At 60.9% G+C, this 20,577-nt stretch carries 19 protein-coding genes; 11 read left to right on the forward strand and 8 right to left on the reverse strand.

Annotated features, from left to right (window positions below):
• Nucleotides 1-52 precede the first annotated feature (52 nt).
• From ribH to pgpA, 4 genes are all read left to right on the forward strand, one after another.
• Nucleotides 53-523, forward strand: coding sequence for a 6,7-dimethyl-8-ribityllumazine synthase (gene ribH, locus L1P05_RS04780; protein WP_012847839.1), 471 nt, complete (start codon nt 53-55; stop codon nt 521-523).
• Between the two features lie 21 nt (nt 524-544).
• Complete coding sequence (gene nusB, locus L1P05_RS04785) at nt 545-964, forward strand: transcription antitermination factor NusB (RefSeq protein WP_012847840.1); 420 nt, start codon at nt 545-547, stop codon at nt 962-964.
• A gap of 109 nt (nt 965-1,073) precedes the next feature.
• The gene (gene thiL / locus L1P05_RS04790) at nt 1,074-2,045 is read left to right on the forward strand and encodes a thiamine-phosphate kinase (protein ID WP_012847841.1); all 972 of its coding nucleotides are present in this window, start codon (nt 1,074-1,076) and stop codon (nt 2,043-2,045) included.
• A 1-nt stretch (nt 2,046) separates the two neighbouring features.
• Nucleotides 2,047-2,547 (forward strand): phosphatidylglycerophosphatase A, encoded by a 501-nt coding sequence (gene pgpA, locus L1P05_RS04795; protein ID WP_012847842.1) that lies wholly within the window; start codon nt 2,047-2,049, stop codon nt 2,545-2,547.
• An 80-nt stretch (nt 2,548-2,627) separates the two neighbouring features.
• On the opposite strand, the gene dxs is transcribed toward pgpA, so the two are convergent.
• The 3 genes from dxs to xseB form a co-directional block, all read right to left on the reverse strand.
• The gene (dxs, locus tag L1P05_RS04800; protein WP_012847843.1) at nt 2,628-4,493 is read right to left on the reverse strand and encodes a 1-deoxy-D-xylulose-5-phosphate synthase; all 1,866 of its coding nucleotides are present in this window, start codon (nt 4,491-4,493) and stop codon (nt 2,628-2,630) included.
• Nucleotides 4,494-4,568: 75 nt separating this feature from the next.
• Nucleotides 4,569-5,474, reverse strand: a complete 906-nt coding sequence (ispA, locus tag L1P05_RS04805) for a (2E,6E)-farnesyl diphosphate synthase (protein ID WP_012847844.1) — start codon at nt 5,472-5,474, stop codon at nt 4,569-4,571.
• Between the two features lie 3 nt (nt 5,475-5,477).
• The gene (xseB, locus tag L1P05_RS04810; RefSeq protein ID WP_012847845.1) at nt 5,478-5,720 is read right to left on the reverse strand and encodes an exodeoxyribonuclease VII small subunit; all 243 of its coding nucleotides are present in this window, start codon (nt 5,718-5,720) and stop codon (nt 5,478-5,480) included.
• A 213-nt stretch (nt 5,721-5,933) separates the two neighbouring features.
• Between xseB and thiI the strand changes: the two genes are divergently transcribed.
• The gene (gene thiI / locus L1P05_RS04815) at nt 5,934-7,382 is read left to right on the forward strand and encodes a tRNA uracil 4-sulfurtransferase ThiI (RefSeq protein ID WP_012847846.1); all 1,449 of its coding nucleotides are present in this window, start codon (nt 5,934-5,936) and stop codon (nt 7,380-7,382) included.
• A 45-nt stretch (nt 7,383-7,427) separates the two neighbouring features.
• Here the strand turns inward: thiI and yajL are convergent, their stop codons facing one another.
• Together yajL and panE are read right to left on the reverse strand one after the other, a co-directional pair.
• Nucleotides 7,428-8,021: a protein deglycase YajL gene (gene yajL, locus L1P05_RS04820; RefSeq protein WP_012847847.1), complete on the reverse strand. Its 594-nt coding sequence runs from the start codon at nt 8,019-8,021 to the stop codon at nt 7,428-7,430.
• Complete coding sequence (panE, locus tag L1P05_RS04825) at nt 7,981-8,898, reverse strand: 2-dehydropantoate 2-reductase (protein ID WP_012847848.1); 918 nt, start codon at nt 8,896-8,898, stop codon at nt 7,981-7,983. Before panE ends, yajL begins: the two co-directional genes overlap by 41 nt.
• Before the next feature lie 169 nt (nt 8,899-9,067).
• Here panE and L1P05_RS04830 point away from each other — a divergent pair, with 169 nt between their 5' ends.
• On the forward strand, nt 9,068-9,559 hold the full coding sequence (locus L1P05_RS04830; protein WP_012847849.1) for a YajQ family cyclic di-GMP-binding protein: 492 nt from the start codon (nt 9,068-9,070) through the stop codon (nt 9,557-9,559).
• Between the two features lie 35 nt (nt 9,560-9,594).
• Here the strand turns inward: L1P05_RS04830 and L1P05_RS04835 are convergent, their stop codons facing one another.
• From L1P05_RS04835 to L1P05_RS04845, 3 genes are read right to left on the reverse strand one after another with little or no spacing between them, the layout of a single operon-like run.
• Nucleotides 9,595-10,974, reverse strand: coding sequence for an MFS transporter (locus L1P05_RS04835; RefSeq protein ID WP_012847850.1), 1,380 nt, complete (start codon nt 10,972-10,974; stop codon nt 9,595-9,597).
• A 36-nt stretch (nt 10,975-11,010) separates the two neighbouring features.
• The gene (ampG, locus tag L1P05_RS04840; protein WP_012847851.1) at nt 11,011-12,492 is read right to left on the reverse strand and encodes a muropeptide MFS transporter AmpG; all 1,482 of its coding nucleotides are present in this window, start codon (nt 12,490-12,492) and stop codon (nt 11,011-11,013) included.
• 43 nt (nt 12,493-12,535) lie between these two features.
• Nucleotides 12,536-13,114 carry a lipoprotein gene (locus L1P05_RS04845; RefSeq protein ID WP_015461117.1) on the reverse strand — a complete coding sequence of 193 codons (579 nt, stop codon included), beginning with the start codon at nt 13,112-13,114 and terminating at the stop codon, nt 12,536-12,538.
• A gap of 418 nt (nt 13,115-13,532) precedes the next feature.
• On the opposite strand from L1P05_RS04845, the gene bolA reads away from it, so the two are divergent.
• The 5 genes from bolA to lon all read left to right on the forward strand — a co-directional run bounded on the left by bolA (nt 13,533) and on the right by lon (nt 20,509).
• Nucleotides 13,533-13,859 (forward strand): transcriptional regulator BolA, encoded by a 327-nt coding sequence (gene bolA / locus L1P05_RS04850; RefSeq protein ID WP_012847853.1) that lies wholly within the window; start codon nt 13,533-13,535, stop codon nt 13,857-13,859.
• A gap of 471 nt (nt 13,860-14,330) precedes the next feature.
• Nucleotides 14,331-15,632 carry a trigger factor gene (gene tig, locus L1P05_RS04855; RefSeq protein WP_012847854.1) on the forward strand — a complete coding sequence of 434 codons (1,302 nt, stop codon included), beginning with the start codon at nt 14,331-14,333 and terminating at the stop codon, nt 15,630-15,632.
• A gap of 226 nt (nt 15,633-15,858) precedes the next feature.
• Nucleotides 15,859-16,479: an ATP-dependent Clp endopeptidase proteolytic subunit ClpP gene (gene clpP, locus L1P05_RS04860; RefSeq protein ID WP_015461119.1), complete on the forward strand. Its 621-nt coding sequence runs from the start codon at nt 15,859-15,861 to the stop codon at nt 16,477-16,479.
• 182 nt (nt 16,480-16,661) lie between these two features.
• On the forward strand, nt 16,662-17,933 hold the full coding sequence (gene clpX, locus L1P05_RS04865) for an ATP-dependent protease ATP-binding subunit ClpX (RefSeq protein ID WP_012847856.1): 1,272 nt from the start codon (nt 16,662-16,664) through the stop codon (nt 17,931-17,933).
• 221 nt (nt 17,934-18,154) lie between these two features.
• On the forward strand, nt 18,155-20,509 hold the full coding sequence (gene lon / locus L1P05_RS04870; protein WP_015461120.1) for an endopeptidase La: 2,355 nt from the start codon (nt 18,155-18,157) through the stop codon (nt 20,507-20,509).
• Nucleotides 20,510-20,577 lie beyond the last annotated feature (68 nt).

A 20,577-nucleotide genomic window follows, 5' to 3' on the forward strand; every position in this document is an offset into this window, starting at 1 on the left:
TAGAATCCGCCCCCCTGCGGGGTATATAACTGACGTATGTTAAGGAAACCGTATGAAAACGATTCAAGGCGTTGTTGCTGCTCCCCAAGCGCGTGTTGCCATCGCGATCGCGCGCTTTAACCATTTCATCAATGACAGTTTGCTGGAAGGGGCGATCGACGCGCTGAAGCGTATTGGTCAGGTTTCTGACGAAAATATTACCGTAGTGTGGGTGCCGGGCGCCTATGAGCTGCCGTTGACCGTCCGCGCGCTGGCGTCCTCTGGCCGTTACGACGCCGTCGTGGCGCTGGGCACCGTGATCCGCGGCGGCACCGCCCATTTTGAATTCGTTGCCGGTGAGTGCAGCTCCGGTCTGGCCAGCGTTGCGCTGAATACCGACGTACCGGTCGCCTTTGGCGTGCTGACCACCGAAACTATCGAACAAGCCATTGATCGTGCTGGGACCAAAGCGGGTAACAAAGGTGCGGAAGCCGCGCTGACCGCGCTCGAAATGATCAATGTACTTAAAGCCATTAAAGCCTGATTTATTAGTAAGGGGAATTCCGTGAAACCTGCTGCCCGTCGCCGCGCCCGTGAGTGTGCTGTCCAGGCACTCTACTCTTGGCAGATCTCTAAAAACGACATCGCCGATGTCGAATACCAGTTTCTGTCAGAGCAGGACGTGAAAGATGTTGACGTTAACTATTTCCGTGAGCTGCTGTCCGGTGTGGCAAGCAATGCGGACTATCTGGATGGCCTGATGGCACCCGTGCTGTCACGTCAGCTGGAGGAGCTGGGACAGGTTGAGAGAGCTATCCTGCGCGTGTCCATCTATGAGCTGAGCAAGCGTCAGGATGTCCCTTATAAAGTGGCCATCAATGAAGGCATTGAGCTGGCAAAAACCTTTGGCGCCGAAGACAGCCACAAGTTTGTCAACGGCGTATTGGATAAGGTTGCACCGCAGGTGCGTCCGAACCGTAAATAATCATCGCGGGTCGTCCGCCCGGCCTTATGGGGCCTGACAGCTACGCAACAGGCCGGTTCTCCGGCCTTTTTTTCGGCTGTGCGACCGGCCCAAGCGCAGGAAACAAGCTATGGCACACGGTGAATTTGATCTGATAGCCCGTTACTTTAACCGTCGGTGCACCCCGCGACACGATGTTCAGCGCGGTATCGGCGATGACTGTGCGCTGCTGTCGGTGTCGGAAAAACAGTGGGTGGCCGTCAGCAGCGATACGCTGGTCAGCGGCATTCACTTTTTGCCGGAGATTGATCCGGCCGATCTCGGCTATAAATCCCTGGCGGTAAACATTAGCGATTTGGCGGCGATGGGCGCCGATCCGGCCTGGGTGTCGCTGGCGCTGACCCTGCCCGCGGTGGATGAACCCTGGCTGCAGGCCTTCAGCGATGCCCTGTTTGAGCAGTTAGACTACTACGGTATGCAGCTGATCGGGGGAGATACGACCCGCGGCCCGCTGTGTCTGACCTATACCGTGCAGGGATTGGTGCCGGCCGGTCGGGCGCTGCAGCGCAGCGGCGCGCGGGTGGGCGACTGGATCTATGTCACCGGGACGCTGGGCGACAGCGCCGCGGGGCTGGCGCTGCTGCAAGCGCGTCTGACGGTGGCCGATGAGGCCGATCGGCGGTATCTGCTCGGGCGCCACCTGCGCCCGCAGCCGCGGGTGCTGCAGGGGCAGGCGCTGCGCGATCTGGCCAGCGCCGCCATCGATATTTCCGACGGGCTGATCGCCGATCTGGGCCACATCCTTAAGGCCAGCGACTGCGGGGCTCACCTGTACCTGGATAAGCTGCCGCTGTCGGCGGAGCTGATGCGCCACGTCGATGCGGAAACCTGTCAGAACTGGGCGCTGGGCGGCGGCGAAGACTATGAACTGTGCTTCACCGTGCCGGAGATGTACCGCGGCGCGCTGGATATGGCGCTCGCCCAGCTGGGATGCCGCTATACCTGCATCGGGCAGATGGCGCCGGCGTCAGAGGGCGTATGCCTGTGGCGCGGGGATCGTCAGGTGACGCTGGATATACAGGGGTTCGATCACTTTGGCTAAGATGACGAAGCAACAGCAGCGGGCGGCCAAGGCGCGCCTGCGCATGGGGAATCCCTGGCACCTGCTGGCGACCGGGTTTGGCAGCGGGCTGAGCCCGCTGGTGCCCGGCACCATGGGATCGATCGCCGCCATCCCGTTCTGGCTGCTGTTAGTACAGCTGCCGCTGTCGCTGTATATCGTGGTTCTGCTGCTAAGCATTGCGCTCGGCACCTACCTGTGTCACCGCACCGCGCGTGATATGGGAGTGCATGATCACGGTAGCATCGTGTGGGATGAGTTTGTCGGTATGTGGATCACCCTGATGGCGGTGCCGGCGCTGGAGTGGCGCTGGGTGCTGGCTGGGCTGGTGATCTTTCGGGTGCTGGACATGTGGAAACCCTGGCCCATCCGCTGGTTTGACCGCAACGTGCACGGCGGCTGGGGCATTATGGTCGATGATATCGTCGCCGGGGTGCTGTCGGCGCTGCTGCTGTGGCTGGCCGGGTACTATGGAATACGCTGAGTCCGCGCTGACGCGGGGCGTTGGATGACATAAAAAAGGGGCCGCAGCGCGGCCCCTTTTTTGTCGGGTAGCGGCGGGCGTTAACGCGCCAGCCAGGTCTCCAGCTGCGCGAGGATGCCGTCGGCGTCCAGCCGCAGATCGCGGCGGATCTCCTCCTGGCTGCCCTGGGGAACAAAGCTGTCCGGCAGACCGATATTGAGCACCGGTCGCGGCAGGCGCAGCTGCATCAGCAGCTCATTGACGCCGCTGCCGGCGCCGCCCATGACGGCGTTCTCCTCCAGGGTGACCAGGTAGTCGTGCTGCTCAGCCAGGCTGCGCACCAGCGCGTCATCCAGCGGTTTAACAAAGCGCATATCGGCGACGCTGGCGTTCAGGCGCTCGGCGGCCTCCAGCGCCTGCGGCAGCAGGGTGCCGAAGTTGAGGATAGCGATGCGCTCGCCGCGGCGGCGCAGCACGCCTTTGCCGATCGGCAGAGCCTGCGGCGGCGTCAGCGGCGCGCCGGTACCGGTGCCGCGCGGATAGCGCACCGCCGAGGGCCCTTCGCGGTATTCATAGCCGGTCTGCAGCATCTGGCGGCATTCGTTCTCATCGCTCGGCGTCATGATCACCAGATGGGGGATACAGCGCAGGAACGAGAGATCAAAGGCCCCCTGGTGGGTCTGCCCGTCGGCGCCGACGATCCCGCCGCGGTCGATGGCGAACAGCACCGGTAGCCGCTGGATGGCGACGTCGTGGATCACCTGATCGTAGGCCCGCTGCAGGAAACTGGAGTAAATTGCGACCACCGGGTGATAGCCGCCAATGGCCAGCCCGGCGCCAAAGGTGACGGCGTGCTGTTCGGCGATCGCGACGTCGAAGAACTGCTGCGGGTATTCGCGGGAGAAGCGCACCATCCCGGAGCCCTCGCGCATCGCCGGGGTGATCCCCATCAGCTTTTCATCATTGAGCGCCGTTTCACACAGCCAATCGCCGAAAATCTTGGAGTAGGTCGGCAGGGTTCCGCTGCTTTTGGGCAGGGTTCCGGAGGCGGGGTCGAACTTGGGGACCGCGTGCCAGCTGATGGGATCCTTTTCCGCCGGCGCGTAGCCCTTACCCTTCTTGGTCATGATGTGCAGTAGCTGCGGGCCTTTCAGGCCACGCATGTTTTTCAGGGTGGCGACCAGCGCCTGCACATCATGGCCATCCACCGGGCCGATGTAGTTAAAGCCCAGCTCTTCAAACAGGGTGCCCGGCACCACCATGCCTTTGAGGTGCTCTTCGGTACGCTTGACCAGCTCTTTGATCGGCGGCAGCCCGGACAGGACTTTCTTGCCGCCTTCGCGCAGGCTGGCGTACAGCTTGCCGGACAGCAGCTGGGCCAGGTGGTTGTTCAGGGCGCCGACGTTTTCGGAGATCGACATTTCATTGTCGTTCAGCACCACCAGCATGTCGGCCTTGATATCGCCGGCGTGGTTCATGGCCTCAAAGGCCATCCCCGCGGTCATGGCGCCATCGCCGATGACGCAGACGGTACGGCGGCTCAGCCCTTCGCGCTCGGCGGCGACGGCCATGCCCAGTCCGGCGCTGATGGAGGTCGACGAGTGGCCGACGCTCAGCACGTCATATTCGCTCTCGTCTCGCCAGGGGAACGGGTGCAGCCCGCCCTTTTGGCGGATGGTGGCAATGCGGTCGCGCCGTCCGGTCAGGATCTTGTGCGGGTAGGCCTGATGCCCCACGTCCCAGATCAGCGAGTCGAACGGCGTGTTATAGACATAGTGCAGTGCCACGGTCAGCTCGACGGCCCCCAGGCCGGAGGCGAAGTGCCCGCTGGAGCGGCTGACGCTGTTCAGCAGATACTGGCGCAGCTCATCGCACAGCGTCGGCAAACTCTCTTTGGGCAACAGGCGCAGATCGTCGGGATCCTGCACCAGCGCCAGCGTTGGGTATTTGGCAATATCAAAACTCATTAGCGGCTCATGTCTGCGTATTCGTGTGACAACGCCCGCCGAGCGCACGGGCCGACGGAGATTGTTATTATGGCGTTAATTATCGCGCTCAACGATAAAACTGGCTAAGGATTTTAGCGCCTGCGTATCCAGGTTGTGGCGTTGTTCAAGCTCTGCCAACGCCTGCAGCGCTTCATCCAGCAGCGTCGCGGCCTTCTGCCGGGCCTGATCCAGGCCGAGCAGGGCTGGATAGGTGCTCTTGTCCAGCTGCTGATCCGCCCCCTGGCGCTTGCCGGTTTTACTGCTGTCGCCCACCACGTCCAAAATGTCATCCTGTACCTGGAACGCCAGGCCGATGGCGGCGGCGTAGCGGTCGAGGGCCGGGAGGGCGCGCCGTCCCGCATCGCCGCCGGCCAGGGCCCCCATGCGCACCGCGCAGCGGATCAGCGCCCCGGTTTTATGGCGATGGATCTGCTCCAGCGCCGCCAGCGCGACGTGTCGCCCCTCGGCCTCCAGATCGAGCGCCTGGCCGCCGCACATGCCGGCGACGCCGCTGGCGTGGGCCAGCTCGCTCAGCATCTGTAGGCGGTCGCGATCGGCAACGCCGGGCATCGGGCCGTCGGCCAGAATGGAAAAGGCCAGGGTCTGCAGCGCGTCGCCGGCCAGTATGGCATGGGCCTCGCCAAACTTGATATGGCAGGTCGGCTGGCCGCGGCGCAGATCGTCATCGTCCATCGCGGGCAGATCGTCGTGCAGCAGCGAGTAGGCGTGAATGCATTCCACGGCGGCGGCCGGCGCGTCCAGCGCCGTCGGCGAGCAGCCAAACAGGCCACCGGTGGCGTACACCAGATAGGGGCGCAGGCGCTTGCCGCCCAGCAGGGCGCCGTAGCGCATGGCGCCCACCAGCGGTCCGTCGGCAAAGGGCAGGGTGTCCAGCGCCTGGATCAGCGCCGCATCCGCCCGCTGGCGGCAGGTTTTCATCTGTTGTTCAAAAGATGCCATGGCTTACTCTTGTTCCGCATTGAAAGGCGAGAGCGGGGCATCCTGATCGTCGCTGAGCAGGATCTTAACGCGCTGTTCTGCCTGCTGCAGGGTCTGCTGTCCCTGGCGGGCCAGGCCGACGCCGCGCTCGAACTCGCTGAGCGCCTCCTCCAGCGGCAGATCGCCGGACTCGAGGCGTACCACTATCTGTTCCAGTTCGCTAAGTGCCTGTTCAAATGCCGGTGCGGCGGGTGCTTTCTTGGCCATATTCTCTTTACTTGGTTGCTGGCAAAACGGTGGACGGGTCCGTGGCGCGACAAGATTCTGCATCTGCCGATGTACATGTTCGCACCGTTTTGGCTAACTTAGTGGTATACTGCGCGCCCTGTGCTCGGCACGGCGCCGCATTCGACAGAAAGCGCGCCCGTGCAGTGTAAGCCCTTTTAACGCATATCTCGACGACTATTAGCCACGACCGCCATGAAGTTTATCATTAAATTATTCCCGGAAATCACCATTAAAAGCCAGTCCGTACGTCTGCGCTTTATTAAAATCCTGACCGGGAATATCCGCAACGTGTTGAAACCGTTGGTTGAAGATGTGGCGGTAACGCGCCATTGGGATCATATCGAAGTTCGGGCCAAAGAGGAAAGCCGCCGCGACCTGGTTCGCGATGCCTTAACCCGGATCCCGGGTATTCATCACATTTTAGAGGTGGAGGATCATCCCTACACCGACATGCACGACATCTTTGAGCAGACGCTGGCGATGTACCGCGCGCAGCTGGAAGATAAAACCTTCTGCGTGCGCGTTAAGCGCCGCGGCAAGCATGCGTTCACCTCGATTGAGGTGGAGCGCTATGTCGGCGGCGGCCTGAATCAGAATATTCCCAGCGCCCGGGTTCGTCTGAACCACCCGGAGGTGACGGTGAATCTGGAGATTGAAGACGATCGCCTGCTGCTGGTGCGCGGTCGCTTTGAAGGCCAGGGGGGCTACCCCATCGGCACCCAGGAAGATGTGCTGTCGCTGATCTCCGGCGGCTTTGATTCCGGGGTTTCCAGCTACATGCTGATGCGCCGCGGTTGCCGGGTGCACTACTGCTTCTTTAATCTGGGCGGTTCGGCGCATGAGATCGGCGTGAAGCAGGTGGCGCACTACCTGTGGAACCGGTTCGGCAGCTCCCACCGGGTGCGCTTTGTCGCCATCGACTTTGCACCGGTGGTCGGCGAGATCCTGGAGAAGGTGGACGACGGCCAGATGGGCGTGGTGCTGAAGCGCATGATGGTGCGCGCCGCGTCGCGGGTCGCCGAGCGCTACGGCATTCAGGCGCTGGTGACCGGGGAGGCGCTGGGACAGGTCTCCAGTCAGACCTTGACCAACCTGCGCCTGATCGACGGCGTGAGCGATACGCTGGTGCTGCGCCCGCTGATCGCCCACGACAAAGAGCATATCATCCGCCTGGCGCGCCAGATCGGTACCGAGGACTTCGCCAAGACCATGCCGGAGTTCTGCGGGGTGATCTCGAAGAGCCCGACCGTGAAAGCGGTGAAGGCGAAGATCGAGGCGGAGGAGACCCACTTCGATTTCGCGATCCTGGAGCGGGTGGTCGATGAGGCGCAGACGCTGGATATCCGCGATATCGCGCGTCAGACCGAGGCCGAGGTGGTGGAGGTCGAGACCATCGCGTCGCTGGAGCAGGGCGATGTGGTGCTGGATATCCGCGCGCCGGATGAGCAGGAGGCGAAACCGCTGCAGCTGGCGGACAGCGAGGTGATCTGTCTGCCGTTCTATAAGCTGGCCAACGCCTTCGGCGATCTGGATCAGCGCCGCAGTTATGTGCTGTACTGCGATCGCGGGGTGATGAGTCGCCTGCAGGCGCTGTATCTGAAAGAGCAGGGCTACGATAACGTACGCGTTTACCGCCCGTAAACGCCGTTCCCACAGGGGCCGCCGCGGCGGCCCCTGCGCATCGCGTCAGGCATCCTGATACTGATGAATGCCGGCGGCGGTGACCAGCTGCGCCGCGACGGCGGCCGCGTTCTCTCTGCCCAGCAGAATATCAATGATCTTCAGCGCAAAATCGATACTGGTGCCCGGCCCTTGGCTGGTCAGCAGGCGTACCCGCTCGTCATAGTAGGCCCGCTTATCCATCCACTTCTCCGCCGGAATGGCCGATTTCATACCGGGATAGCCGGTCATGTTGGCGATGGGAAACAGGTTGTGGTGCTGTAGGATCAGCGCTGGGGCGGCGCAGATGGCGGCGATCAGGCGCCCCTCCAGATGCATCTGGCGGATCTTTTCGATCACCAGATCGCTATCGCGCAGGCACTCGGCGCCGGCCACGCCACCGGGCAGGATCAGCGCATCGAAGGGCTCATCGGCCACCTGAACCAGCGTCGTGTCCGCCAGCAGGCGCACGCCGCGCGAGCAGACGATCTCCCGGCTGCCGTCCGGCGCGGCGCTGGCGCTGACGACGCGAATACCGGCGCGCACCAGCAGATCGTGGGTGGTGACCACTTCGGTCTCTTCACTGCCAGGTGCCAGACACACCAAGGCCGATACGCTCATAGGTTTGTTCCTTTCGTTTTATCAGATCAAAAAGTTGACGGTTTTCCGGCAGCGCCAGGCCGTGGCTACGGCCACAGCGGATCAGATGGCCAGTGATGTAGTCGATTTCGGTATGGCGCTGGGCCTGAACGTCCTGCAGCATCGAGGAGTGGTTATCGGCGGTGAGGTTAATCACCTGCATCACGTAGCTGTGCAGGGTCTCCGGGGTGGTGCGATAGCCCTCGGCCTCCATCACCTCGGCGATCTCGGCGATCAGGGCGTGAATGTGATCCTGATGACGGGCCAGCGCGCCGTTATGGCAGCTATAGAGCACGCTGAGCGGATTAATCACGCAGTTTATCGCCAGCTTATTCCACAGCGCGGGCTGAATATTGTCGTGCCAGGCCACGTCGGGCAGGGCCCGGTGCAGGGCGTCGGCCAGCGCGCTGCAGGATTGCCCCGCCTCATTGAGCGGGCCGATATGGGTGATCCCCCCGGCGACGTGCCAGACGGTATGCCCTTCTCGGCGCGCGGCGTGCGTCGTGCTCCCCTGCAGCAGGGGCTGACGGGGGAGCGTCCGCAGCTCATCGATCGCCCCCATTCCGTTGTGCAGCAGCAGCAGGGTACAGTGCGGGGAGAGCCGGGGCAGCAGCGGCGGCAGGGCGTTGGCGATTTGCCAGGCTTTCAGGGTCACCAGCAGCAGATCGCTTTGCGCCAGCAGCTCGGGGTCATTGGCAGGAAGCTGGCGCTGGTAGGTTAGCCCCTGCGGCGTGATCAGGTGGACGCTACAGTCTGGCTGGGGAAGCCGCAGCCAGCCTTGAACCTGGTGTCCGCGCCGCGCCAGTGCAGACAGCCACAGTTTGCCCAGAGCGCCACAGCCCAGAACGGTTATCTTCATTACACCTCCACGGCATTTCCGTGCGCGCCGAAAACGCATGTTACCCCATACAGTATAAACTTTTATGCCGCTCGGTGTCCCGTCGCCGTTAGCGGCGGCGGCCCGGCGATCTTGCATCATGGCGCTGAGCCGTTATCATGCACGGCATTATAGCGAGAGGAGAAGTAGCATGCCGTCATTCGATATCGTATCCGAAGTGGATCTGCAGGAAGTGCGTAACGCCGTCGAAAACGCCACGCGTGAGCTGGCGTCGCGCTGGGATTTTCGTAATGTGGAGGCCAGCATTGAGCTGAATGAAAAGAATGAAACCATCAAGCTCACCACCATCTCTGACTTTCAGGTTAAGCAGCTGATCGATATTCTGCGCGAGAAGCTGGTCAAGCGCGGCATCGAGGCCGGAGCGCTGGAGATCCCGGAGGCGTGCGAGCACAGCGGTAAGCTTTACAGCGTAGAGGCGAAGCTGCAGAAGGGCATCGACAGCGCCATGGCGAAGAAGCTGGTGAAGCTGATTAAAGACAGTAAGCTGAAGGTGCAGACGCAGATTCAGGGCGAACAGCTGCGCGTCACTGGCAAGTCACGCGACGATCTGCAGGGGGCGATGGCGCTGGTGCGCGGCGCCGATCTGGGCCAGCCGTTCCAGTTTAATAACTTCCGCGACTGATCCCCTTGGGGCAGGCTCAGTCCTGCCCCAAGGGGTTACTCTCCCCGTTCTGCGGCGCGCTGCAGGAACGTTTCCAGCGCCTCGCGGCTGGTCACCTGGCTGTCGATCTTGATGTAGGCGGTATGCTCATCGGCGATCAGCATGACATCGTTCACCCCCGGCTGCTGGCGCAGCTGGCAGGCCAGCGCGGTATCGGCCGCCAGCGCCGGCGGCAGCACGATACGCAGGCTGCTGACGTAGGGCGGCTCCTTCATGGTCAGGCTGATCACAAACCACATCACCGCTAGCACCGCACAGCCGGTAAAGATGGCTTCGGCCCCGCCGCGGGCGTAGACGATCCCGCCGAGAATGCCGCCGATGGCGACGCCGATAAACTGGCAGGTGGAGTAGACCCCCATCGCCGTTCCCTTATAGCCCGGCGGTGACTCCTTGCTGATCAGCGACGGCAGCAGCGCCTCCATCATGTTAAAAGCGAAGAAAAAGAGCTGAATCCCGAGAATAATGCCCCACAGATGCAGTTCGGCGTACCACAGTACCACCTCGGCGGCGATCATCAGCACGACGCACAGCTGAAAAACCTGCTTCATCCGCCGCTGTTTTTCCGCGTAGATAATAAAAGGCACCATGGTGATAAAGGCGATCAGCATGGTGCACAGATAGACTTTCCACTGCTCACCGCGCGCCAGCCCCGCCTGCTCCATCAGCGGCGGCAGCGCGATAAAGCTGGACATCAGCAAAATATGTACGCACATGATGCCGGCGTTGAGGCGCAGCAGGGCCGGACGTAGCAGCACGCTGCCGAAGGCGCCGCGTACCATGCTGGCGTCGCGGTTGAGCAGATGACTGGTCGGCGCGGGGATCAGGTACAGGGTAATGGCGATGCCGAGCAGCGCGAGCAGGGTGATCAGGCCGAACAGCCCAGAAAGGCCCAGCGCGTGGGTAACCAGCGGCCCTGCGACCATCGCGATGGCAAAGGTGACGCCAAAGCTGACGCCGATGAAGGCCATGGCTTTGGTTCTGTTTTGCTCGCGGGTCAGATCGGAGAGCAGCGCCATCAGCGCCGCGGCGATGGCGCCGGCGCCCTGCAGCGCGCGCCCGAGGATGACGCCCCAGATAGAGTCGGTCATGGCGGCGACGGCGCTGCCGAAGGCGAAGATCAGCAGCCCGGCGACGATCAGCGGCTTACGGCCTACCCGATCGGAGATGATGCCAAAGGGGATCTGAAATAGCGCCTGGGTGATGCCGTAGATACCGATGGCCAGCCCTATCAGGGTCTCGCTGGCGCCGCTGAGGGACATACCATAGGTTGTGAGCACCGGCAGCACCATAAACATGCCCAGCATCCGCAGGGAGAAGACGGTGCCCAGTCCCCAGGTGGCCTTACGCTCGTCTGGCGTCATGCGAAAATCATTCATTACAACCTCACGTCGGTATGGGGATTTTCCCGTGGTTTAGCGCTGCGGCGCGGGCAGGGATTGGGCGCGGTAGTCGAGCCAGGCTCCCCAGAGGATGCCTGACACGCACAGGGTGAGCCCCAGCGTAAACAGCGGTTCAGACGGGATGCGCAGCGCGGGATCGTACAGGTATTGCGCCAGCAGGATCAGCAGCCAGATGCCGATCAGCAGGACGCCGGAGAGCAGCAGGCGCAGCGCGCGGCGGTAGGCCTGTGGCGAGGCGTGACGCGGGCGAAAGCGCCCGGTCTCTTGGGCATACTCCAGGGTGCGGCGGCACAGCAGCAGCAGCGCCAGCCCCGGCAGGGCGGCGATGACGGAGAACAGGTAGAACAGCGGCCAGCCGTGCAGCTCAACGAACCAGCCAGCGATGGGACCGACGTAGACCCGCCCGACGGCGGAGAGCGCGGAGAGCAGGGCGAACTGGGTTGCGGAGAAGGCCCGGTTACACAGGGTCATCAGCAGGGCGACAAACGCCGCGGTGCCCATGCCGCCGCACAGATTCTCCAGGAAGATGGCACCGCCCATGGTCAGCAGGTTCTTATCCGTCACGGCCAGCAGCCAGTAGCCGAAGTTGGAGACCCCCTGCAGAATACCGAACAGCATCAGGGCGCGGAACAGCGACAGGCGCTGCATCAATACCCCGCCCCACAGGGCGCCGACGATGGTGGCCAAGAGTCCCAGGGTCTTGTTAACCAAGCCGACCTCGCCGGCATCGAAGCCGACGCCGCGGATCAGAAAGGTGGTGCTCAGGCTGCCGGCGAAGGCATCGCCCATTTTGTACATCACGATCAGCAGCAGGATCAGCCAGGCGTTGTCGCGCAGAAAAAAGTCGCGCAGCGGCGCTAGCACCGCCTGCTCCAGCGTGCGCGGCGGCGGGACATCGGCCTGAGGCTCCGGCGCCATCAGGGTGGCGGCGATACCGATCAGCATCAGGGCCGCCATCAGCCAATAGGTGGCCTGCCAGCCCAGATAGCGATCGGCCAGCCACAGCGCCAGCCCCCCGGAAACCAGCATCGCCAGGCGGTAGCCGAACACGGAGATGGCCGCCCCTGCGCCGCGCTCCTCTGCGCTGAGCAGGTCGGTTTTATAGGCGTCGAAGACGATATCCTGTGATGCGGAGCAGAACGCGACCATGACCGCCAGCGCGGCCAGCCACCACAGGTGCCGCTCCGGATTGAGCAGGCCCATGCTAAAGATGGCGATCAGCAGCAGCACCTGGCTCAGCAACAGCCAGCCCCGACGTCGCCCAAGCAGCGGCGGCGTGTAGCGATCCATCAGCGGCGACCAGAGAAATTTAAAGACGTAGGCCTGGCCGACCAAGGAGAAGAAGCCGATGGTTTTCAGGTCGACGCCGGCGACGGTCATCCACGCCTGCAGGGTGCCGGAGGTCAGGGCCAGCGGCAGTCCCGAGGCGAAGCCGAGCAGCAATAAAACGGCGCTGCGGCGTTGGGTGAAAATGGCTAAATAGGCTGTTGGCATATAGGGTATTGGCCGGCGCGCCGCGGCGCACCGGCGTCAGGGGTTAACGGGCGTTGGTTTTGATAAAGTCGCTGATGCTGCTGTCCTGGGCCATGCTGCTGACAATATCGCTCAGCGCATTGTTGACGGCGTTGGCGATTTTGCTATTGCTGGCGGTAAAGGCGCCCTGCTCGTTATAGCTGGCGCGGTAGGTTTTCACCAATTTACTGCCGTTGCGCGCGGTGGCGATGATGGAGACATCGGCGTGGGTGGTGATGCTGTAGCGTAGGTTGCCTTCGCTGACGTCGGCATACAGACGGTTAACCACGATCTGCAGATCCACGGCGCCGTTCGCCCCGATCATGTAGCCGCGGGCGGTCATCTGCTTCTCTAGGATCTCCTGCAGCAGGAAGCGCAGATCGCGCTGTGCCGTTAGGGTGACCAGCTGGCCGTCGCGGTTTACCTTGGCCAGCGCTTTGTCCTGGCGCATGTCGGCGCCGTTGATGCTGATGGTGATCCCCTGCAGCGTCGGATCCTGCTGCGGCAGCGCCATCTGCGGGTTGATATTCAGGGTGGTGCTGTGGCTGGCACAGCCGGCCAGGGCGATGAGCGCCAGCAGAGGAATAAAGAATTTTTTTAGCATCGTCATTATGATAGCCATTGTCTGGTGTTGAGTGATAACAGGCATTGTGTCCACTGTGCCGGGCACAGATTTTCATATCATATCATTGCCCCCGCAGAGGCGGGAGGCCTGCGGCGGGGGATTTTCGCGGCGCGGCGCGGCGAGCGCTGATCGTGGCGAAGATATCGTTTTTACCGCATTGATTATAAGGATTTATTTAGGGTTGAAAGCAGATTATACGTAACGTTAAATTACAGGCGGGAGTGCGTAGAATAGTAAAAAGCGGCTACGCTTTAGGGTAGGAGGCGGGAAAGGTATACCGTTTAGCCCCGCGAAGGGCGGGTATATCGGATGCAGGTACTGCGCCTGCCGCCGCGATGTGCTCCCGACGCGTTAGCGTGTCATGTACCACTGCCGTTGCCGGATAAGGGGATGTCGTATGATGAGAGAGCAGATAGAAGCCAAACTGCGGGCGGCCTTTGAGCCGGTCTATCTGGATGTTGTGGACGAGAGCTACCGGCACAATGTTCCAGCCGGCTCGGAGACGCACTTTAAGGTGGTGATGGTCAGCGATCGCTTCCAGGGCGAGCGTTTCCTGTCGCGCCACCGCGCGATCTATGGCGCGCTGGCGGACGAGATGGCCGATGGGGTGCACGCCCTGGCGCTGCATACCTATACCCGTAAAGAGTGGGCGGGGCTACAGGATACGGTGCTGGCCTCCCCGGTATGCCGCGGCGTGGGCAGCGGTAGCGCACGTCTGGCCTGAGGGCGCCCTCTCTGCCGGGCGGGGGATGGCATCGGCGAGCGCACGAAAAGAAGAAGATGGCCTGCGGGCCATCTTTTTTATACCCTGTGCAGAGTCGGACGGGATAGCTCGGCGCGAAAATGTGAGGCGCCACGTGACTTAATCCCGGCGGTTCTCGACTCCCAGTGCGCGCATCGCTATAATGTCGCGTCTATTTTTCCGGAATGGTATTCGGGACGCTTCTGAAAACAGGGAAAGCGGTATACACCCGATGCGCTTCGGGTTGCATCGGCGCGGCGACGCAGTGGACTCTCTGAAACTTACTGAGGTAGGTGACCGGGAGGGCGCGGAGAAGCCAGCGGCGATGCGGCTTGAAAAGCGACGGGGTTACGTCTTGCGTCATCCCGCTTCAGAGTAAGTTGCGGCTCTCAGGCATGATGCAGAGAACGGCTTCTGGCGTTGACCGAGCACTGTGATTTTTTGAGGTATAAGATGCAAGTTTCTGTTGAAACCACCGAAGGCCTGGGTCGTCGCGTAAATATTACTGTTACTGCTGATAGCATCGAAAAAGCAGTAGAAAGCGAACTGCGTAATGTTGCCAAGAAGGCACGCATTGACGGTTTCCGTAAGGGTAAAGTGCCGATGAACATCGTCGCTCAGCGTTATGGCGCATCTGTACGTCAGGACGTGCTGGGCGATCTGATGCAGCGTAATTTCGTCGACGCGATCATCAAAGAAAAACTGAACCCGGTCGGCGCACCGAAGTATGTGCCGGGCGAATACAAACTGGGTGACGACTTTGCCTATGCGGTAGAGTTCGAGGTATACCCGGAGATCGAACTGAAGGGTCTGGACACCATCGTGGTTGAGAAGCCGCAGGTTGATGTTAACGACGCTGACGTAGACGCGATGATCGAAACCCTGCGTAAGCAGCAGGCTTCCTGGGTGGCCAAAGAGGGCGAAGTGGGCGCTGAAGATCGTGCGACCATCGACTTCGCCGGTTCTATCGACGGCGAAGCCTTCGAAGGCGGCAAGGCGACTGACTTTGTACTGGCCATGGGCCAGGGCCGGATGATCCCGGGCTTCGAAGACGGTATCCTGGGTCACAAAGCCGGCGAAGAGTTCGTTATCGATGTGACCTTCCCGGAAGACTATCACGCTGAAAACCTGAAGGGTAAAGCGGCCAAGTTCGACATCGTGCTGAAGAAAGTTGAAGAGCGCGAGCTGCCGGAGATGACCGCCGAGTTCATCAAGCGCTTTGGCGTTGCCGATGGTTCTCTGGATGGCCTGAAGGCCGAAGTGCGCAAGAACATGACCCGTGAGCTGAAAAACGCCGTGCGTAACCGCATCAAGGCACAGGTTCTGGACGGTCTGGTTCAGGCGAACGAAATCGACGTTCCGGCTGCGCTGGTCGACGGCGAAATCGACGTGCTGCGCCGTCAGGCTGCACAGCGCTTCGGTGGTAACGAGCAGCAGGCGATGGAGCTGCCGCGCGAACTGTTCGAAGAGCAGGCGAAGCGTCGCGTTATCGTGGGTCTGCTGCTGGGCGAAGTGATCAGCAAGAACGAGCTGAAAGCCGACGATGCCCGCGTGAATGCGCTGATCGAAGAGATGGCATCCGCCTACGAAGATCCGCAGGAAGTGGTCGAGTTCTACAGCAAGAACAAAGAGCTGATGAACAACATGCGCAACATGGCGCTGGAAGAGCAGGCGGTTGAAGCCCTGCTGTCCCAGGCTAAAGTCAGCGAAAAAGCGACCACCTTCAACGAACTGATGAACCAGCCGCAGGCGTAAGCCCCAGGCCATTAGGTTCGTGAGTATGAAAACCTTCGTCCTCGGGCGAAGGTTTTTTTTATGCGGCGGCTTTATTTTATCTCATCCGCCCCCAGATCGTTTAAATACTGTCTGCCTGATGTGCAGGGACGGCAGGGGAGAGCCCGATTGCGCATAGTCAATCCGGCCTATCTCAAGTAGAATCAAAACGTACCACTGCTGAAGAGATTTCTATAGGAGACGGTTAATGTCATACAGTGACCAGCGTGAGTTAGCACCGCACATGGCGTTGGTGCCCATGGTTGTTGAGCAGACTTCGCGCGGCGAGCGTTCATACGATATTTTTTCCCGTCTGCTCAAAGAACGCATTATCTTTCTGACAGGGCAGGTCGAGGACCATATGGCCAACCTGATCGTGGCCCAGATGCTGTTCCTGGAAGCAGAAAACCCGGAAAAAGACATCCACTTATATATCAACTCACCGGGTGGGGTGATCACCGCCGGGATGTCCATCTATGACACCATGCAGTTTATTAAACCGGATGTCAGCACGATCTGTATGGGGCAGGCCTGTTCAATGGGGTCGTTCCTGCTGGCGGCCGGCGCGCAGGGCAAACGTTTCTGTCTGCCGAACTCTCGGGTGATGATCCATCAGCCGCTGGGCGGCTTCCAGGGGCAGGCGACCGATATTGAGATCCATGCTAAAGAGATCCTCAGCATCAAGGCGCGCATGAATACCCTGATGGCCAAGCACTCCGGACAGCCGATTGAGGTTATCGAGCGCGACACCGAGCGCGATCGTTTCATGTCTGCACAGGACGCGGTGGAGTACGGTCTGGTTGACGCCGTACTGACCCAGCGCGCCTGATTTGTGCGGCGAACCTACCCTCATGCTGCCTGTCTGGCCATTCGCCGATATACTAGAGTGATGCAAAGCGCCCGCGGGCGCTTTCGTTCGGATATCGCTGTGAACCGCGCGGACCCTACACGCATTGATGGGACGTACGCCCGCCGTTGGCGGGACAGCTATTAAATGAAAGAGGTTTACTGATGACAGATAAGCGCAAAGACGGTTCAGGCAAGCTGCTGTACTGCTCTTTTTGCGGCAAAAGCCAGCATGAAGTTCGTAAGCTGATCGCCGGGCCGTCAGTGTATATCTGCGACGAATGTGTCGATTTGTGCAATGACATCATTCGCGAAGAGATTAAAGACGTAACGCCGCACCGTGAGCGCAGCGCGCTGCCGACGCCCCATGAAATCCGTCATCATCTGGATGACTATGTCATCGGTCAGGAGCAGGCGAAGAAGGTGCTGGCGGTGGCGGTATATAACCACTACAAGCGCCTGCGTAACGGCGATTCCAGCAACGGCGTCGAGCTGGGCAAGAGCAACATCCTGCTGATTGGCCCGACGGGCAGCGGCAAGACCCTGCTGGCGGAGACGCTGGCACGCCTGCTGGATGTGCCTTTTACCATGGCGGATGCCACGACGCTGACGGAAGCCGGCTATGTCGGTGAAGACGTTGAGAACATCATTCAGAAGCTGCTGCAGAAGTGTGATTACGATGTACAGAAGGCCCAGCGCGGCATCGTGTATATCGATGAGATCGATAAGATCTCCCGTAAGTCAGACAACCCGTCGATCACCCGCGACGTGTCCGGCGAAGGGGTGCAGCAGGCGCTGCTGAAGCTGATCGAAGGTACGGTTGCCGCGGTACCGCCCCAGGGCGGGCGCAAGCATCCGCAGCAGGAGTTTCTGCAGGTGGACACCTCCAAGATCCTGTTTATCTGCGGCGGCGCCTTCGCCGGCCTGGATAAGGTGATCGGTCAGCGCGTGAATACCGGCACCGGCATCGGCTTTGGTGCCAAGGTGAAAGGGAAGGCGGACAAGGCCAGCGAAAGCGAGCTGCTGGGCCAGGTCGAGCCCGAGGACCTGATCAAGTTTGGCCTGATCCCGGAATTTATCGGCCGTCTGCCGGTCGTTGCGACCCTGAAAGAGCTGGATGAAGCGGCGCTGATCCAGATCCTGAAAGAGCCGAAGAACGCCCTGACGAAGCAGTATCAGGCGCTGTTCGGTCTGGAAGGGGTCGAGCTGGAGTTCCGTGACGAGGCCCTGACCGCTATCGCCAAGAAGGCCATGGCGCGTAAGACTGGTGCGCGCGGGCTGCGCTCTATCGTTGAAGGGACGCTGCTCGACACGATGTACGATCTGCCCTCCATGGAGAACGTGGAGAAAGTGGTAGTCGATGAGAACGTTATCGATGGTCAGAGCAAGCCGATGCTGATCTATGGTCAGCCAGAGGCGCAGGCCTCCGGCGAGTAACTCACCGTTGCCGCCGTCGCGCGCAGGCCGCCGGCAGCGATACGGGAGACGGGGTAAAAAATGGGGGATAGCATCCCCCATTTTTTTTCCGCGGGCCATAGCGTTGAATCCCGCAAATGTATCCCCATATACTCAGATAATCCTCTGGCGAAGCAGCCATTGTCCGTTGTGCGGCGCTGTTTCTCCATAACCTGGCGGAAGCTAAACAAAGAGAGAGCTCTATGAATCCTGAGCGTTCCGAACGCATAGAAATCCCCGTATTGCCGCTGCGCGATGTGGTGGTTTATCCGCACATGGTGATTCCGTTGTTTGTAGGCCGGGAAAAATCGATCCGGTGCCTGGAAGCCGCAATGGATCACGACAAGAAGATCCTGCTGGTGGCGCAAAAAGAGGCCTCGACCGATGAGCCGGGGATCAACGATCTGTTTACGGTCGGCACGGTAGCCTCCATTCTGCAGATGCTGAAGCTGCCCGATGGCACGGTAAAAGTGCTGGTTGAAGGGATCCAGCGCGCGCGCATTACCACACTGTCTGACGGCGGCGAACACTTTGCTGCCCAGGCGGAGTACCTGGATACGCCGGAGATGGAGGAGCGCGAGCAAGAGGTTCTGGTTCGCACCGCCATCAATCAGTTTGAAAGCTATATCAAGCTGAACAAAAAAATTCCGCCGGAGGTGCTGACGTCGCTGAACAGCATCGACGACGCCGCCCGTCTGGCCGACACTATCGCCGCCCATATGCCGCTGAAGCTGAACGATAAGCAGACGGTACTGGAGATGTCCGACGTGGCGGAGCGTCTGGAATACCTGATGGCGATGATGGAGTCCGAGATCGATCTGCTGCAGGTAGAAAAACGCATCCGTAACCGGGTGAAGAAGCAGATGGAGAAGAGCCAGCGCGAGTATTATCTGAATGAGCAGATGAAAGCGATTCAGAAAGAGCTCGGCGAAATGGACGACGCGCCGGATGAGTTTGAGGCCCTGAAGCGCAAGATAGAAGCGGCCAAAATGCCGAAAGAGGCGCGCGAGAAGGCGGAGTCCGAGCTACAGAAGCTGAAGATGATGTCGCCGATGTCGGCGGAAGCGACCGTGGTGCGCAGCTATATCGACTGGATTGTGCAGGTGCCGTGGCATGCGCGCAGCAAGGTGAAAAAAGATCTGCGCAAAGCGCAGGAGACGCTCGACGCCGACCACTACGGTCTGGAGCGGGTCAAGGATCGCATCCTGGAATACCTGGCGGTACAGAGCCGGGTCAGCAAAATTAAAGGACCGATCCTGTGCCTGGTGGGGCCGCCGGGGGTAGGTAAGACCTCGCTGGGGCAGTCTATCGCCCGGGCGACCGGACGCCAGTATGTGCGCATGGCGCTGGGCGGGGTGCGCGACGAGGCGGAGATCCGCGGTCACCGTCGGACCTACATCGGCTCCATGCCGGGTAAACTGATCCAGAAGATGGCCAAGGTAGGGGTGCGCAACCCGCTGTTCCTGTTAGATGAAATCGATAAGATGTCCTCTGACATGCGCGGCGATCCGGCCTCGGCGCTGCTGGAGGTCCTGGACCCGGAGCAGAACGTCGCCTTTAACGATCACTATCTGGAGGTGGACTACGATCTGTCCGACGTGATGTTCGTCGCCACCTCTAACTCCATGAATATTCCGGCGCCGCTGCTGGACCGCATGGAGGTGATTCGCCTGTCCGGCTATACCGAGGATGAGAAGCTTAACATTGCCCGCCAGCACCTGCTGCCGAAGCAGATTGAGCGTAATGCGCTGAAGAAAGGCGAGCTAACGGTGGATGATAGCGCCATCGTTGGGATTATTCGCTACTACACCCGCGAAGCCGGGGTGCGTGCGCTGGAGCGTGAAATCTCCAAGCTATGTCGCAAGGCGGTGAAACAGCTGCTGCTGGATAAGTCGCTGCGCCATATTGAGATCAACGGCGATAACCTGAAGGATTACCTGGGCGTTCAGCGCTTTGACTATGGCCGCGCCGACAGCGAAAACCGCGTGGGGCAGGTCACCGGCCTGGCCTGGACCGAGGTCGGCGGCGATCTGCTGACCATTGAAACCGCCTGTGTCCCGGGTAAGGGTAAGCTGACCTATACCGGCTCGCTGGGCGAAGTGATGCAGGAGTCGATTCAGGCGGCGCTGACCGTGGTGCGCGCGCGCGCCGACAAGCTGGGGATCAACCCGGATTTCTACGAGAAGCGCGATATCCACGTGCACGTACCGGAGGGGGCGACCCCGAAAGATGGTCCGAGCGCCGGTATTGCCATGTGTACGGCGCTGGTCTCCTGCCTGACCGGTAATCCGGTGCGCGCCGACGTGGCGATGACCGGGGAGATTACGCTGCGTGGCCAGGTGCTGCCGATCGGCGGGCTGAAGGAGAAGCTGCTGGCGGCCCACCGCGGTGGGATCAAGACCGTGCTGATCCCGGACGACAACAAACGCGATCTGGAGGAGATGCCGGAGAACGTTCTGCGCGATCTCGACATCCATCCGGTGAAGCGGATCGACGAGGTTTTGGCCCTGGCGCTGCAGAATTCCCCGTTTGGGATGGACGTGGTGACGGCGAAATAGTGATATATCGCAAAATACGTTGATAAAACATCGGCTGGCAGCGCATTTCGGGCTTGCCAGCCTTTTTT

Source organism: Edwardsiella piscicida, from assembly GCF_021733145.1.
Taxonomy (GTDB): Bacteria; Pseudomonadota; Gammaproteobacteria; order Enterobacterales; family Enterobacteriaceae; genus Edwardsiella; species Edwardsiella piscicida.

Bases quoted from the DNA above. Each gene is read 5' to 3' on its own strand.
- ribH (WP_012847839.1), top strand. From the start codon at position 53: ATGAAAACGATTCAAGGCGTTGTTGCTGCTCCCCAAGCGCGTGTTGCC.
- thiL (WP_012847841.1), top strand. From the start codon at position 1,074: ATGGCACACGGTGAATTTGATCTGATAGCCCGTTACTTTAACCGTCGG.
- pgpA (WP_012847842.1), top strand. From the start codon at position 2,047: ATGACGAAGCAACAGCAGCGGGCGGCCAAGGCGCGCCTGCGCATGGGG.
- dxs (WP_012847843.1), bottom strand. From the start codon at position 4,493: ATGAGTTTTGATATTGCCAAATACCCAACGCTGGCGCTGGTGCAGGAT.
- ispA (WP_012847844.1), bottom strand. From the start codon at position 5,474: ATGGCATCTTTTGAACAACAGATGAAAACCTGCCGCCAGCGGGCGGAT.
- xseB (WP_012847845.1), bottom strand. From the start codon at position 5,720: ATGGCCAAGAAAGCACCCGCCGCACCGGCATTTGAACAGGCACTTAGC.
- thiI (WP_012847846.1), top strand. From the start codon at position 5,934: ATGAAGTTTATCATTAAATTATTCCCGGAAATCACCATTAAAAGCCAG.
- yajL (WP_012847847.1), bottom strand. From the start codon at position 8,021: ATGAGCGTATCGGCCTTGGTGTGTCTGGCACCTGGCAGTGAAGAGACC.
- panE (WP_012847848.1), bottom strand. From the start codon at position 8,898: ATGAAGATAACCGTTCTGGGCTGTGGCGCTCTGGGCAAACTGTGGCTG.
- L1P05_RS04830 (WP_012847849.1), top strand. From the start codon at position 9,068: ATGCCGTCATTCGATATCGTATCCGAAGTGGATCTGCAGGAAGTGCGT.
- L1P05_RS04835 (WP_012847850.1), bottom strand. From the start codon at position 10,974: ATGAATGATTTTCGCATGACGCCAGACGAGCGTAAGGCCACCTGGGGA.
- ampG (WP_012847851.1), bottom strand. From the start codon at position 12,492: ATGCCAACAGCCTATTTAGCCATTTTCACCCAACGCCGCAGCGCCGTT.
- L1P05_RS04845 (WP_015461117.1), bottom strand. From the start codon at position 13,114: ATGCTAAAAAAATTCTTTATTCCTCTGCTGGCGCTCATCGCCCTGGCC.
- bolA (WP_012847853.1), top strand. From the start codon at position 13,533: ATGATGAGAGAGCAGATAGAAGCCAAACTGCGGGCGGCCTTTGAGCCG.
- tig (WP_012847854.1), top strand. From the start codon at position 14,331: ATGCAAGTTTCTGTTGAAACCACCGAAGGCCTGGGTCGTCGCGTAAAT.
- clpP (WP_015461119.1), top strand. From the start codon at position 15,859: ATGTCATACAGTGACCAGCGTGAGTTAGCACCGCACATGGCGTTGGTG.
- clpX (WP_012847856.1), top strand. From the start codon at position 16,662: ATGACAGATAAGCGCAAAGACGGTTCAGGCAAGCTGCTGTACTGCTCT.
- lon (WP_015461120.1), top strand. From the start codon at position 18,155: ATGAATCCTGAGCGTTCCGAACGCATAGAAATCCCCGTATTGCCGCTG.